The following is a 14938-nucleotide window of genomic DNA, read 5'->3' on the forward strand; positions in this document are numbered from 1 at the left end:
TTATTTTATCTATTTTTCAGTACTTAAAATCAAACCTCTTTATACAACTGACGACTGTCAGAATGACATTTCTTGGTCATCGCAGTCCTACCTCAACGAATTTTTTCAGCAATGGCTTCACCAAGTTGTCCAACGCACTTCGTATTCATCTCTTTCGCTAGATGACCAGCATTCGTTAAGTTGCCCGCTTAAGGCATTGATTTTTGGTTAGCGGCATTTTTATCCAGTCCTGCCGCATAATCTCGCACGTTCTGAGTGATTTTCATCGAACAGAATTTTGGCCCACACATCGAGCAAAAGTGCGCTGTCTTATGCGCGTCTTTCGGCAGCGTTTCGTCGTGATATTCACGCGCTGTATCTGGATCGAGTGCTAGATTGAACTGATCATCCCAGCGGAATTCAAAACGCGCTTTAGATAACGCATTGTCACGTGCTTGTGCACCTGGATGACCTTTGGCCAAATCAGCAGCATGGGCAGCAATTTTGTAAGTAATGATGCCATCTTTAACATCTTTTTTGTTTGGTAGACCCAAGTGTTCTTTTGGCGTGACATAACAAAGCATGGCGGTGCCGAACCAACCAATCATCGCCGCCCCTATGGCACTAGTAATATGGTCATAACCCGGTGCAATATCAGTCGTTAATGGCCCTAAAGTATAAAATGGCGCGTCCGCACACAGCTCAAGCTGCAAATCCATATTTTCTTTAATACGGTTCATCGCGACGTGACCTGGTCCTTCAACCATGACCTGCACATCATGCTCCCATGCCACTTTGGTCAGCTCACCCAAGGTTTTGAGTTCGCTAAATTGCGCTTCGTCATTGGCATCTTGTAAACAACCCGGACGTAGGCCATCACCCAAACTAAAGGCGACATCATAGGCTTTCATAATCTCGCAGATATCTTCAAAGTGCGTGTATAAAAAGCTCTCTTGTTGGTGCACCATGCACCACTGCGCCATGATAGAGCCGCCGCGCGAGACAATGCCCGTCAGGCGTCCGGCAGTCATTGGCACATAATCCAGCAGTACACCTGCGTGAATGGTGAAGTAATCAACGCCTTGCTCTGCTTGTTCAATTAGGGTGTCGCGGAATATCTCCCACGTTAAATCTTCAGCCACGCCATCGACTTTTTCTAGCGCTTGATAAATAGGGACCGTACCAATCGGCACTGGTGAGTTACGAATCAGCCACTCGCGGGTTTCGTGAATATGATTGCCGGTGGACAAATCCATGATGTTATCCGCGCCCCAACGTGTGGCCCACGTCATTTTTGAGACTTCTTCATCGATAGAGGAGCCGAGCGCTGAGTTACCGATATTGGCGTTGATTTTGACCAAAAAATTGCGCCCGATAATCATCGGCTCAGATTCAGGGTGATTGATGTTGTTGGGAATGATGGCACGTCCAGCAGCCACTTCACTACGCACAAATTCAGGCGTGATAACCGTCGGCGTATTAGCACCAAAGCTCTCTCCGTCATGTTGGCGTATGTCCGTCAAGTCATGCTGCTTTTGGGTTTCGCGAATGGCGATATATTCCATTTCAGGCGTAATAATGCCGCGACGTGCGTAGTACATTTGGGTGACATTGCCTGTTTTACCATCAACATCTTTGGCACGGCGCGGTTTATCAATGTGAGCAAATCGTAAGTTGGCAGTGCTGATATCACGCGCGCGCGTTTGTCCATACTGACTTGATAGACCTGTTAACTGCTCGGTATCTCCGCGCTCGTTTATCCAGCCTTCACGTAGTTTTGGCAGACCTTTGGTGAGGTCGATGGTGGCATTGGGGTCAGTATAAACACCTGAGGTGTCATAGACATAAAACGGTGGGTTTTGCTCCCATTCGTTCTCAGAAACGCCTTGCACAGGGGTAGGATCAAGCGTTATTTCGCGCATCGGTACTTGAATATCGGGTCTTGAGCCTTCGATATAAATTTTACGTGAGGCGGGTAAGATACGGTGTAAGTCGCGGGCATCTTCTTCAAAGCGCGCGTCTGTTTGATGACGATGGGCAGGGGTTTTTAGGGCATCTGCTTTTTTATCCGCTTTGCTGGCAGTCGCGTTGAGCGAAGCATTGGCTGGGATATGAGTTTGAGCAGCTTTTGTGTTCGAGGTAATGTCTGAAATAGTCATATGCTGTCCTAGCGTGTTGGTCTAATAGTATAGGCAACACCGCCAGAATCTGCGGGGGTAAGCATATATGATACGGACAAATTCAATCGTAAAAAAACCTGCTAGCGCTATCAAACCTAAACGTAGTCAGTGATCTTTCGCTGATTGAGGGACGGAACTGATTATTAACGCTATCCACCAGCACAAAAAATACTGGTAGAGGTTGGCGATAATAAAAAGGCATTTCTGCACGCCCTTTGTACTTGTATAACATAGGCTTAAGACTTCCCTGCGTCGGTACTAACCGCATCAGGTTCGGCGGGTGATCTCTCAGCGAATGTATAAAGGCGGCTACTTTAATAAAGCGAATTTAATAAAGCCAGTCTTCAATACACCGCACCCCGAGTCTGTCAGTGTTGTGAATCTTATTCATACTAACAAAATTCTGCACCAACGGCTAATAGTATTTGGCTAATCATATAACAACTTAAGATGGCGTCTGATGGTTTCTATGAGTATGGTTGTATCAGGCTGTTATCTATAAATTATTGATATAATTCGTATTTATTTAAAATATAGCAGTGCTGCCTGAATATTATGTAAAGCGAATGAAAGATTGTGACAACTGTCATCAAACTGTCATAAAGATTTGGCAAGATAGCACGCATATCACAAACAATGCTTTTTCATATCGTTGTTAAACTTCAGGAGTCCTACATGCGTTATTCGTTATTAGCAGTAGCCGTTAGTTGTACATTAATGCTCACGGCATGTAATAAATCAACCGACACGGCAGAGCCCACTGCTGATACTAGCAGTAGCGCTGTTACCACGGCTGAGTCAACCTCTCAAACAGCCTCTTCTGCTACCACAGGTTTTAAATCTGCTGAAAATATCGCCATGAATATCACGGGTGCAGGTGCATCATTCCCGCAGCCTATCTATGCCAAATGGTCTTATGACTACAATGGGGCAACTGGTGGCCAAGTCAACTATCAATCTATTGGTTCATCTGGTGGTATCAAACAAATTCAGTCAAAAACCGTTGATTTTGGTGCTTCTGATGCACCGATGACGCCTGAAGAGCTTGAAGAGTCTGGCCTTATTCAGTTTCCGACAGTTATTGGTGGCGTCGTGCCAATCGTCAACATCGACGGTATAGAGCCGGGCGCATTGAAGCTAGACGGTACGACCTTAGCAGATATTTATTTGGGTAAAATCAGTAAATGGAATGACCCAGCTATCAAAGCTATGAACCCAGATTTGACCTTGCCAGACGCGGCAATCACGACGGTATTCCGCTCAGACGGTTCAGGTACGACTTTTAACTTCACGGACTATCTGGCCAAAGTATCACCAGATTGGAAAGACACGGTTGGTGTTGATAAAACCGTTAAATGGCCGACCTCTGCGACTGGTGCAGGCGGTAAAGGTAATGAAGGCGTATCAAGCTACGTAAACCGTATGAAAAACTCTATCGGCTACGTTGAGTATGCATACGCTAAGCAAAACAAGATGTCACATACGGCATTGAAAAATGCAGCTGGCAACATCGTGCAACCATCAGCTGAGACCTTTGCTGCGGCAGGTGATATTGATTGGTCACAACAAGAAGGCTTTTATAAAGTCATCACCAACTCTGAGACTGACCAAGCATGGCCTATCGCTGCTGCCACCTTTATCTTAGTCCATAAGCAACCAGAGAATCCTCAGCAAGTTGCTGGCGTGTTGAACTTTTTTGACTGGGCTTATAGCCAAGGCGATGACGACGCTATGGCACTAGATTACGTACCATTCTCTGATACGGCAGTGGCCTTGTTCAAAGCAAAATGGAACGACGTAAAAGGTAGCGATGGACAGCCTGTCTATAAACCTGCTCAGTAATTCGATAGTCATTATTTAATAACGATCGAATTACCCTTTCAAACAACTATTCTCCGGTAGTTGTTTGAAAGGTTTTATCACAGCGAATTTAATCGCAAAGCCAATGATACTTATAGCCTCTGATACTTATATCTGTTGAGTTTGTTGTGATAAAACCTGATAAATACGCTCATTTTTTAATCTTATTCTATTGAATGCTGAGACACTTATGACAGACTTAAGGTCCCAACTGGCTAAACAAAAACGTTACGATGCTTTATTCGTTAACTCCACCAAAGCATTTGCCATACTGGTATTGATGTCTCTAGGTGGTATTTTAGTGTCGTTAATTGTCGGGGCTTGGCCAAGTATTCAAGAGTTTGGTCTGGGTTTTTATACCAGCAATAACTGGGACACGGTCGCCAATGAATATGGTGCACTTGCACCCATCTATGGCACCTTAGTGACCTCATTTATCGCCATTCTGATAGCCGTGCCAGTGAGCTTTGGCATTGCCATATTTTTGACCGAAATGTGTCCTGCTTTTCTAAAAAAACCACTTGGTATCGCCATTGAGCTATTGGCTGGTATCCCCTCTATCATTTATGGTATGTGGGGTTTGTTCGTCTTCGCGCCGTTTTTTGGTGATCACATCCAGCCATGGTTTATTGAACACGTCGGGCCTTTACCGATCATCGGTAAACTGTTTGCAGGCGCGCCGATGGGACTGGGGATGTTCACAGCGTCCTTGGTGCTTGCCATCATGATTATTCCCTTTATCGCTGCCACCATGCGCGATGTTTTTTCCGTCGTGCCAGACTTATTAAAAGAATCAGCCTATGGCATGGGCGCGACGACTTGGGAAGTCATGTTCAAGATTATTTTGCCGTATACCAAAGCTGGTGTGGTTGGTGGTGTTATTTTAGGGCTGGGTCGCGCATTGGGCGAGACCATGGCGGTGACTTTCTTGATTGGTAATGCCTTTAATATCAGTCCAAGCCTGTTTACCTCTGGGGTTACGATTACCTCAGCGCTGGCCAATGAGTTTGCCGAAGCGTCTAGTGAGCTGCATCTGGCATCTTTATTACATTTAGGCTTAATCTTATTTGTGATTACTTTCATTGTGCTGTCCATAGCGAAGCTCATGCTCATGCGCATGGATCATAAAGCAGGCAATCGCTAAGCCAACGTTGTATCAGCACGATAGAGATTAATGTTGTCTAAAAAGATTATCTAAAAAGGCTATCTAAAAAGATACGGGAAACGAATGTTATGCCTAATCAAGCTATCAGAGCTACTACCGCATTACCGACGAAGACAAGCTTTGAGGCACGTTATAACAAAAGCCTTTATAACAAGCGTCGTCGTCTGAATAAGCTTGGATTGGGCTTTGCGTTGTCGGCGATGGCGTTTGGTTTATTTTGGCTATTATGGATTTTACTGACCCTGTTCGTTGAAGGTTTTCAAGGATTGGTACAGTTGCCAGTATTTACGGCTGATACCCCGCCACCGATGAGCGCAGGTGGCCTACGCAACGCCATTGTCGGCTCAATCATGTTGGCGTTTTCAGGCTTGTTTATCGGGGCACCGATTGGGCTGATGACCGGTATTTATTTGTCAGAATTTTCTCAAGGCAGTATGCTAGGCAAGGTAACTCGTTTTTTAAACGATATTCTGCTATCAGCACCCTCGATTGTGATTGGTCTCTTTATTTATGCGCTGATGGTCAAAGGCAATAACTTTTCTGGTTGGGCAGGCGCGCTGGCGTTGGCATTAATCGTTATTCCTGTCGTCGTACGCACCACAGAAAATATGCTCAACTTAGTGCCCAATAGCATCCGTGAAGCGGCCTATGCCTTGGGCACACCAAAGTGGCAACTGGTAACCAAAGTCACGATCAAAGCTGCCAAAGCCGGACTGACCACAGGCGTGTTGTTAGCCTTTGCCAGAATCACTGGTGAAACTGCGCCATTACTATTCACCGCGCTGAACAATCAATACTTTAGTACCGATATGGGTAAGCCCATTGCCAACTTGCCCAACACCATTTATCAGTTTGCCATGAGTCCTTATGACAATTGGCATACCTTGGCATGGTCAGCGGCATTACTGATTACCTTGTCGGTACTGATACTGAATATTTTGGCGCGATTTATTGGCAACCGTGGTCACAGCAAATAACAGCTACTAAAAAATCAGGCCTCGTCGATTTTTACTTAAATTTATATCACTTTTCATTGAGTTAGGTTGGATAATATTATGAATGATGTCATCAATAAAGCGCCTAAAAAAACGGCGGTTAAAAAGTCTCATATCACCGAAGACAATCTATTAACCAACCCTTTATCGACCAGTGCACAAATGGCTCAGCCAGATGCCGCAAGCTTTAACAAGCAAACACTGCATGATATTCCACAAAATATGCCACCTGCAAAATTGGAAGTTCGAGATCTGAATTTTTATTACGATGATTTCCAAGCATTAAAAAATATCAATATTGATATCCCTGATAAAAAAGTGACCGCGTTTATTGGCCCATCAGGTTGCGGAAAATCCACGCTGCTGCGTACCTTTAATCGTATGTATGATCTGTATCCGGGCATGCGGGCAGAAGGTAATATCAATATTGACGGTGCAAATATTTTAGACAAAGACGTCGATGTTAATTTGCTACGCGCACGAGTCGGCATGGTCTTTCAAAAACCAACACCATTCCCAATGTCGATTTACGACAATGTGGCGTTTGGTGTGCGTCTTTATGAAAAATTAAGCAAAGCTGAGCTGGACAATCGAGTGGAATGGGCGCTGAAAAAATCAGCATTATGGCCTGAGGTTAAAGACAAGCTTAAAGCCTCTGGACTATCATTGTCCGGTGGACAGCAGCAACGCTTATGTATAGCGCGTAGTGTCGCCACCAAGCCAGAGGTATTGTTACTTGATGAGCCAACTTCCGCGCTTGATCCTATCTCTACCGGTGCTATTGAAGCGCTGATTGAAGATCTCAAAAATGACTACACCATCGCTATTGTGACGCATAACATGCAGCAAGCGGCAAGGGTGTCAGACTATACGGTTTATATGTATTTAGGTGACATGATCGAGATGGGCGAGACGGATCAGATATTTACCAAACCGGCGCAAAAAGCGACGGAAGATTATATTACGGGTCGTTATGGCTAACCGCATTGATAATTAAGTTGGGCGACGCTTAGCGTCAGCCGTCAGTCGCTTTTCATTAAGTGATAATGTCAGCCATTACGCTGATGGTTATGTACTGATCATCAAGCACTGATAATAAGACGCTGATAACAAGCAAATAGGATGAGCACTTATTGTGAGCAATCATTCGAAGTTTTTGACATTGACCGAGGTATATCGGCAGCTCGGTTTTGAGCACTCAAACAATGTGCCCTTTAATAGGCACACGGTGTCATCGAAACCCAGATTTCAGGGAATACGTTCTATGCAAAATGACAAGCATATCTCTAAAAGTTTTGACCAAGATCTTGATGAAGCGATTCGACTGTTTCTGCATATGGGTGATAGCGCGGCCAATCAAGTCGCCAAGGCAATCCATGCATTAACCGATAAAAACCAAGCGCTGGCACAAGAAGTGATTGATATGGATTTTGATATCAATCGCATGGAAGTCGATTTGGACGAACATATTTTATTATTGGTTGCCAAACGTCAGCCAGCTGCCAGTGATTTGCGTTTGGTCATGGCCATCAGCAAAGGCGTGGTCGATTTAGAGCGCATCGGTGATGAAGCGGTGAAAATTGCCCAGATGACAATCAAAATTATCGCGCAAGGTAAGACTGAGTATGGGTATGCGGAAGTTCAGCATTTGAGTAACCAAGTTCGGCTGATGGTACATAATGCGCTGGAAGCTTTTAGCCAATCGAACGCTGAGCAAGCCTTTGAAGTCATGCGTAATGATAAAGTGGTCAATGATGAGTATCAGTCGGCCATTCGCGCCTTGATGACCTATATCATGGAGGACTCGCGCTATGTCTCAAAAGTCATGAATATTATGTGGGTGCTGCGTGCGCTTGAGCGTATCGGTGATCATGCGCAGAACGTGGCAGAGCTGGTCATTAACTATATCAGCGGTCAGGACGTGCGTCATTCAGACTATGCTGAGGTCGAAAAAGCGGTGCAAGAAGCCAACGATCGAATGGCTGCACGCCAAGCAAGCGCAACATCCGTTACCGATGCTGGCACAGCAAACAAGACTGAGGATTGATAGGGTATTTAACACGCGTTATAGTCGATGTACTCTAAAAAGAACATAGCGCTACTGGGATGAATTTTACTTGCGTGCTGTGTTCCCAGAAGCTGTGCAAAATTTATCCCAGTAGCGCGTTTAAATTTATATAACAGTTTTATTTTCAATTGACTATAATTTATAAATAAAAAACGCGCTATATTATTTATATAGCGCGTTTTTTTATAGCAGAAAATCAAAAATAATTAGCTTTCTGGCGTCCAACCTTGCGCGCGCTCATAATCTTCATTGTCTAAAAACTTATCACGTTGCTCTGTTAAAAACTGCTTGGCCTTAGGATCCATCATGCTTAGATGGTTTTCGTTAATCAGCATGGTTTGGTGCTCAATCCATTCTTTCCATGCTTTGTCAGAGACCGTTTCTTGCAGCTCTTGACCTTTTTTATTAGGAAAAGGTGGATGTGGCATTTTTGGCAATTCTTGCTGATATTTGCGGCAAAATACCGTATTGGCTTGTGGATTAAAACTCTCAGTCATGAGGCAGTCCTTATTGTATTATTAAATCGAATATTAGTATTCACCTATGATAACGGTCTTAGTAGATTTAGCCAAGCCTATCAGGTGTATAGAAGGTAACAGCCGCTTTATCTACTGATCTTAATAAAAAACCCGCCTAGAGAGCGGGATTTTTATTAATAGATGCTAGTTTTATTAAAGGTTTTACGCAAATACTTTTAAGCGTGCGCGACCATTAACGACGGCTTGCTTCACTTGATTGGGCGCTGTGCCACCTAAATGATCACGAGCTGCCAATGAGCCTTCTAGTGTTAAAAAGTCAAAGACATCGTCACCAATAGCATCGCTAAACTGCTGTAGCTGTGCCAAGGATAAATCACTCAAATCGACGCCTTCTTTAATACCCAAAGCGACGGCATGACCAACGACTTCATGAGCATCACGGAAAGCGACACCGTTACGCACTAAATAGTCCGCCAAATCAGTCGCTGTCGCATAGCCTTTCATGGTAGCGGCGCGCATGCTTTCTTTATTTGGAGTGATGTTTGGTAACATGTCACCAAAGGCCAATAAACAGCCGGTAAGCGTATCGACGCAATCAAAGAGCGGCTCTTTGTCTTCTTGGTTGTCTTTATTGTAGGCGAGGGGTTGGCTCTTCATTAGGCTGAGCAAGGTCATGAGTTGACCAAAGACACGGGCTGCTTTACCGCGTACCAATTCAGGCACATCAGGGTTTTTCTTTTGCGGCATGATAGATGAGCCGGTACAGAAGCGATCTGGTATCTGCACAAAGTTAAACTGCGCTGACATCCATAGGATAATCTCTTCGCTCATGCGTGACATGTGCATCATCAAGATAGAAGCAGCTGATGTGAATTCAATAGCGAAGTCGCGATCTGAGACAGCATCAAGCGAGTTTTGGCAAATGCCTTCAAAGCCCAACAGTTCAGCGGTAATCGTACGATCGATTGGGAACGTCGTGCCAGCAAGCGCGGCACTACCAAGCGGCATCTGATTGATACGGCGACGCGCGTCAACGAGGCGTTCAGTATCACGGTATAACATCTCAAACCATGCCATCACGTGATGACCAAAGCTGACTGGCTGCGCGGTTTGCAAATGGGTGAAACCAGGCATGATGGTATCAGTATGCTGCTCAGCCAAATCAAGCAAACCACTTTGCAACCGTACCAATAGTGCGATGATATTATCAGTCTCTTCGCGCAGCCATAAACGGATATCGGTGGCGACCTGATCATTACGGCTACGACCAGTGTGTAGCTTTTTGCCCACCGCACCGACGATATCTGTCAGGCGTGATTCAACGTTCATATGCACGTCTTCAAGCGCAATCGACCAGTTAAATTCACCAGCTTCGATCTCTTTCAGCACTTGTTGTAGACCGTCAATAATAGTGGCAACATCATCAGCACTTAAGATATCGCATTCTTTGAGCATGGTTGCGTGTGCAATCGAGCCTTGAATATCGTGCCGCGCGAAGCGTTGATCGAAGCCTACGGAGGCGGTAAAGGCAGCGACGAAGCTATCGGTTGCTTCACTAAAGCGCCCGCCCCACATCTGCTGACCTTGACTGCTGGTCGGGCTGTTTTGTACCGCAGCGTTTGTTATAGAAGCATCTGTGCTAAAATCAGCGACAGATGAATTTTTATTTGAATCAGGATTACTAGGGTTTGAAGAATTGGCGTTCATATCGGTCTAAGACAAATCAAGAGAATAAGAGCCCAAGTATAGCAAATGATGAGGTTGCCTTACTAGCTGCGCGCTTAGAGTTTTTTATTCCCAAGCTCATGGACGTCATGAGACCTTGGCAGTGGCTGCTTTACATCTTTTTTTGGTCGCTGTTCGTGACGGTGATTGATCGTCATGACTTGGCAACTTGGTCAGAATTTGTGATTAAATTCATGAGCCGATTTTTACAAAACACAGTAAGTATCATCCCATCATTATACCTAGTAGATTATTTACGCCCTGTCTTTACACGCATGAGCATCGTTAAAGTCAGCATTTATATTCTTGCGCTACTCATGCTAGCTTCTGCAATATCAATGACATTAGTCATGCTTATTATGATCAATGTGGGCTGGCTCGAATACGATCTGCAAGCTTTTATTATCAATGTCCTGTTTGATACCATCATTGGCGGCGGCTTTACCTTGGTGTTTCTACTGTATTTTTTACGTCGCTATCGTGAGGTTAGTGCGCTCAAAAAATCGTTTGAGTATAAATTGACTGCACAAAACGATGTGATTAAAGCACGCCTTGCCCCGCATTTCTTCTTTAATACCATTAATACTTTAGTATCCCTTATTGAGTCCAATCCCTCTCGAGCAGCCTCCTTATTGCAACACGTTTCCGCGTTATTTCGTGCCAGTTTTGAAGGTGCTCGCGAGATTAGTTTTGAAGAAGAAATCGCGCTTTGCGAGCATTATCTTGCCATTGAATCTATTCGTTTGGCGGACAAGCTCATTATCAATTGGCGGCTACCTGACGAGGATGTCATGTATGACATGGTCATCACTGCTTTGATGCTCCAAAGCGTGATTGAAAAAATGCTACTCAATGTGGTTGAAATGACCACCGAAACCATTTATATCGATATTGAAGTAACGTGGCAACAGCATCGCGTGACGATTACCATCAGTGTGCAACTGCCCAAAAAAACCTTAATGGTTCACTACGATTTGCGTCAGCACATGAATTTTTATATTCAGGCCGAACGTTTACGCGCCTACTTTGGCCAAAGTGCCGATATTCAAAGTACCGTCACTAGTAAGCAAATCGTTACTGTCATAGATTACCCTCTTCAAGACGTCAGTCTATGATTTTTATCTGGTTATATTCTCTTTAGTAACTGACCGTGGCATATTTATTGCAGCATTTATACTATTATTATTTTCGTTATTAGTTTTAAAGGATGGCGATAACAGCTTAAGGATAAATGTTATTATGTTACTGATACGATTAAAGAAATATACTAGGTACGCCGTAAGAAAGGAGTTTCCATGCGGATTGTAGTTTGTGATGATGAGCCGTTAGCACGTGAGCGTTTGGTTAGGATTGTGCAGGAGTCAGGTCATCAAGTGGTTGCGCAAGCAACGACAGGCGCAGAAGCCATCGTGGCAGTGAAAACTCAACAACCGGACATCATTTTATTAGATATTCGCATGCCTGAGATGGATGGGGTTCGCTGTGCGCAAGAGCTTGCTAAGCTTGAGCATCCGCCAGCGATTATTTTTGTCACTGCTTACGATCATTATGCGATTGCTGCGTTAAAAGCCAATGCGATCGGTTATTTATTAAAACCAGCCAATAAAGATGAACTGTTAGAGGCACTTGCTAAAGCGAAAAATCTAAACGCAGCGCAGTTAAATGAGATTCGTAAGCTCGAAGATCCAATGGCACGTCCCGTCCGTGAACATATCGCGGCACGTACCCACCGCGGTGTTGAGCTGATTAAGCTCAAAGACATTTACTACTTTACGGCTGATCAAAAGTACGTCAAAGTTCGCCATAAAGACGGTATTGTCCTCATTGACGAGACCCTAAAAGAGTTGGAACAAGAGTTTGAAGACCGCCTCTTTCGGGTACACCGTAACGCTATTATTAATCTCAGCTTTTTGGACTTTTTAGAGACCTTAGATGCGGGACAGTATCAGATACGGTTTAAAGGTATTGATGAGACGCTAGCGGTGAGCCGCCGTCACCTGCCAGCGTTACGTGAAAAAATTCAGAGTATGTAACACACCATTGTCATAGCGAAATAATCATCCCATATCATCAAACCCTTATTTATGCTTAAATAGGGGTATTTTTTTGCGTCGGCAGTCATGGTAAATGGTCTTTATCGCCATTTTATAAGGTAAATTTGCATGACTGTTTCGCATTGACATCGCATGAACATTGCACTGTCGTATCGAACTTATTGAGGCCCTTTATGAGCAATCCGCAGCAACCTGCTTTGACCACTTTAAATATCGCCACACGCCAGAGTCCGTTGGCGCTATGGCAAGCCGAACATATTCGTGATCGCCTGCTAGAGATGTATCCTGACTTGACCATTAATCTGCTAAAAATTGTCACTAAAGGTGACAAAATTTTGGACACGCCATTGGCCAAAATCGGTGGTAAAGGTTTGTTTGTCAAAGAGCTCGAGCAAGCGCTGTATGAGAACCAAGCAGATATCGCCGTGCACTCATTAAAAGACGTCCCCATGCAGTTGCCGGAAGGCTTGATGCTGGGTGTTTATTGCAAACGCGCTTCACCAACGGATGCTTTTGTTTCCAATACTTATAATAGTATTGATGAGTTGCCACAAGGTGCGGTAGTTGGCACGTCAAGCTTGCGTCGTCAGTGTCAAATCAAAGCCTATCGCCCCGATCTACAAATCAAAACCTTGCGCGGTAACGTTGGTACCCGTTTGGGTAAGCTGGATGCTGGCGAGTATGATGCGATTATTCTAGCGACCAGTGGTTTACAGCGTATTGAGCTTACCGATCGCATCCGCGGCGAGCTTGATATTGATGCTTGCTTGCCTGCGGTCGGACAAGGCGCTCTGGCAATTGAATGCCGTGAAGGTGATGACGAGGTGATAAAATTGCTTGCACCGCTCAATGATGATAAGGCTCGTATTCGCCTTATCGCTGAGCGCGCGCTAAACCGTCATTTAGAAGGTGGTTGCCAAGTGCCGATTGCGGCTTATGCCGTTCTACAAATGGCTGATGAAACAGCTGCCAACAACGATGACAATGGTAATAATGGCAACAATGATAATGGCAATGTGTTGTGGTTGCGTGGTCGTGTGGGTCAGGCCGATGGTAGTGAACTACTAAAAGCGGACAAGCGTGTCACATTAGTCGGTACGCAAGAAGAGCAAGAAATACAGGCCAATCAACTTGGTATTGATGTTGCCAAGCTCCTACTTGCCGATGGTGCTGGTGCTATCTTATCAGCGATTTATCATCCTGAATGATATTTGAGTAGATAATATTAGAATAAATAATATCTAAGCAAATGGCATCTAAGAATAGTATTTCTGTATGGTGAGTAGCTCAATCATAGAGTGGTAATTACTTATACTGACTCTTATTACGCTCACTTTAATTTCATAAGCATTGTTTCATGGTCGGTTTATGCCTTGTTCAACATCACAGTTCACGGATTCGCCTCACTCAACTGAGCAATCATCAGCGCTGCCGCAAGTAGTCATCAACACGCGCCCGATAGAGCGAGCAGCGCCACTGACGCAGTGTCTACAAGCGGCAGGGCTGTCTGTCATTGAGATGCCGATGTTGGCATTGCAAGCACGTGCAGCGACCGATGAAGACAGAAAAATGATGCGGCAATGGCTGGCTGGTGACTATCAAGCACTGGTTATTGTCAGTCCGACCGCTGCGGCCTCAGGGTTAGCCATATGGCAAGCGCTTGAGGTTGAGCGTTACAAAAAAAACAACACTACTGAGCTGGCAGAGTCCGCATTGGCGGCGTTAGAGACGCCAAGTCATTTGATTGCGGTTGGTGAGGCGACTACTGCTGTCCTCAATGATGCCAAGCTACCGGTGGCAAGTTATCACGTGCTTCAACCTACCATTGCCAATAACGAAGGTATGCTGGCGATGCCTGAGATAGAAAGTCTACAAGCGGGCGATAAACTATTGATATGGCGTGGACTTGGCGGACGTCGTCTGCTGGTCGATACCTTGCAGGCGCGCGGTGTACATATCGATAGTATTGCTTGGTATGAGCGCATCATGCCTGACGAGGCGCAGAGTCAATATGAGCAATGGCTACAAGATTTTCAGGCAAAAAACGCATCAAAAACCATAGCATCAGCAGACAGAATAAAGCCCATCGTCGTGATCAGTAGTGGTACTGCCTTTGAGCATTGGGCAAGTATTGTTAAAGCAACAGTAGTAAGGGCTTCAGAAGCGACGAATTTAGAAGCAATTGCAAATCAAAGCAAGATCGACAACGCAGCGCTTAAATTATCAGACTTTACTTATATCGTATTGGGCGAACGTTTGGCAAACATGGTCGCAGAACAGCAATTGAGCTATTGGCGTGTGGAAGATTTGGCGCCGGAAACCATTCTGGCAGCCATTAGCGCTAAAGTCCTATAGAAAAAACGATTTCTTAATAACCAGACAACACTTAAAGCGTGATACGCTTTTTTTGTTCGCTTTAAATAGGTTTAACCC

12 protein-coding genes and 1 riboswitch are annotated in these 14938 nt (G+C 44.7%); of the genes, 9 read left to right on the forward strand and 3 right to left on the reverse strand.

What is annotated here, in order from left to right; genetic code table 11:
* Window positions 1-188 precede the first annotated feature (188 nt).
* The gene (gene thiC, locus IOD06_RS08835; RefSeq protein WP_227669970.1) at window positions 189-2138 is read right to left on the reverse strand and encodes a phosphomethylpyrimidine synthase ThiC; all 1950 of its coding nucleotides are present in this window, start codon (window positions 2136-2138) and stop codon (window positions 189-191) included.
* Between the two features lie 248 nt (window positions 2139-2386).
* A riboswitch (TPP riboswitch) is annotated at window positions 2387-2531 on the reverse strand.
* Window positions 2532-2834: 303 nt separating this feature from the next.
* Here thiC and pstS point away from each other — a divergent pair.
* The 5 genes from pstS to phoU all read left to right on the forward strand — a co-directional run bounded on the left by pstS (window position 2835) and on the right by phoU (window position 8226).
* A complete protein-coding gene (gene pstS, locus IOD06_RS08840; RefSeq protein WP_189583584.1) occupies window positions 2835-4001 on the forward strand; it encodes a phosphate ABC transporter substrate-binding protein PstS in 1167 nt (388 codons plus the stop codon).
* Window positions 4002-4209: 208 nt separating this feature from the next.
* Window positions 4210-5163 carry a phosphate ABC transporter permease subunit PstC gene (pstC, locus tag IOD06_RS08845; RefSeq protein ID WP_194620604.1) on the forward strand — a complete coding sequence of 318 codons (954 nt, stop codon included), beginning with the start codon at window positions 4210-4212 and terminating at the stop codon, window positions 5161-5163.
* A gap of 89 nt (window positions 5164-5252) precedes the next feature.
* A complete protein-coding gene (pstA, locus tag IOD06_RS08850; protein WP_189583578.1) occupies window positions 5253-6161 on the forward strand; it encodes a phosphate ABC transporter permease PstA in 909 nt (302 codons plus the stop codon).
* 240 nt (window positions 6162-6401) lie between these two features.
* Window positions 6402-7160: a phosphate ABC transporter ATP-binding protein PstB gene (pstB, locus tag IOD06_RS08855; protein ID WP_227500962.1), complete on the forward strand. Its 759-nt coding sequence runs from the start codon at window positions 6402-6404 to the stop codon at window positions 7158-7160.
* Window positions 7161-7443: 283 nt separating this feature from the next.
* Window positions 7444-8226: a phosphate signaling complex protein PhoU gene (gene phoU / locus IOD06_RS08860; protein WP_194620606.1), complete on the forward strand. Its 783-nt coding sequence runs from the start codon at window positions 7444-7446 to the stop codon at window positions 8224-8226.
* A 227-nt stretch (window positions 8227-8453) separates the two neighbouring features.
* Here the strand turns inward: phoU and IOD06_RS08865 are convergent, their stop codons facing one another.
* The gene (locus IOD06_RS08865) at window positions 8454-8744 is read right to left on the reverse strand and encodes an oxidative damage protection protein (RefSeq protein WP_010200774.1); all 291 of its coding nucleotides are present in this window, start codon (window positions 8742-8744) and stop codon (window positions 8454-8456) included.
* 183 nt (window positions 8745-8927) lie between these two features.
* Entirely contained in the window at window positions 8928-10301 is a 1374-nt protein-coding gene (gene argH / locus IOD06_RS08870; protein WP_194620858.1) for an argininosuccinate lyase, read from the reverse strand.
* Between the two features lie 113 nt (window positions 10302-10414).
* On the opposite strand from argH, the gene IOD06_RS08875 reads away from it, so the two are divergent.
* From IOD06_RS08875 to IOD06_RS08890, 4 genes are all read left to right on the forward strand, one after another.
* Complete coding sequence (locus tag IOD06_RS08875) at window positions 10415-11566, forward strand: histidine kinase (RefSeq protein ID WP_189583569.1); 1152 nt, start codon at window positions 10415-10417, stop codon at window positions 11564-11566.
* A 180-nt stretch (window positions 11567-11746) separates the two neighbouring features.
* Complete coding sequence (locus IOD06_RS08880) at window positions 11747-12484, forward strand: LytTR family DNA-binding domain-containing protein (protein ID WP_189583566.1); 738 nt, start codon at window positions 11747-11749, stop codon at window positions 12482-12484.
* A 194-nt stretch (window positions 12485-12678) separates the two neighbouring features.
* Window positions 12679-13713, forward strand: a complete 1035-nt coding sequence (hemC, locus tag IOD06_RS08885; protein ID WP_189583563.1) for a hydroxymethylbilane synthase — start codon at window positions 12679-12681, stop codon at window positions 13711-13713.
* Window positions 13714-13873: 160 nt separating this feature from the next.
* Window positions 13874-14860 (forward strand): uroporphyrinogen-III synthase, encoded by a 987-nt coding sequence (locus tag IOD06_RS08890; protein ID WP_194620607.1) that lies wholly within the window; start codon window positions 13874-13876, stop codon window positions 14858-14860.
* Window positions 14861-14938: the final 78 nt, after the last annotated feature.

The organism is Psychrobacter sp. N25K4-3-2 (assembly GCF_015351755.1).
GTDB lineage: Bacteria > Pseudomonadota > Gammaproteobacteria > Pseudomonadales > Moraxellaceae > Psychrobacter > Psychrobacter glaciei.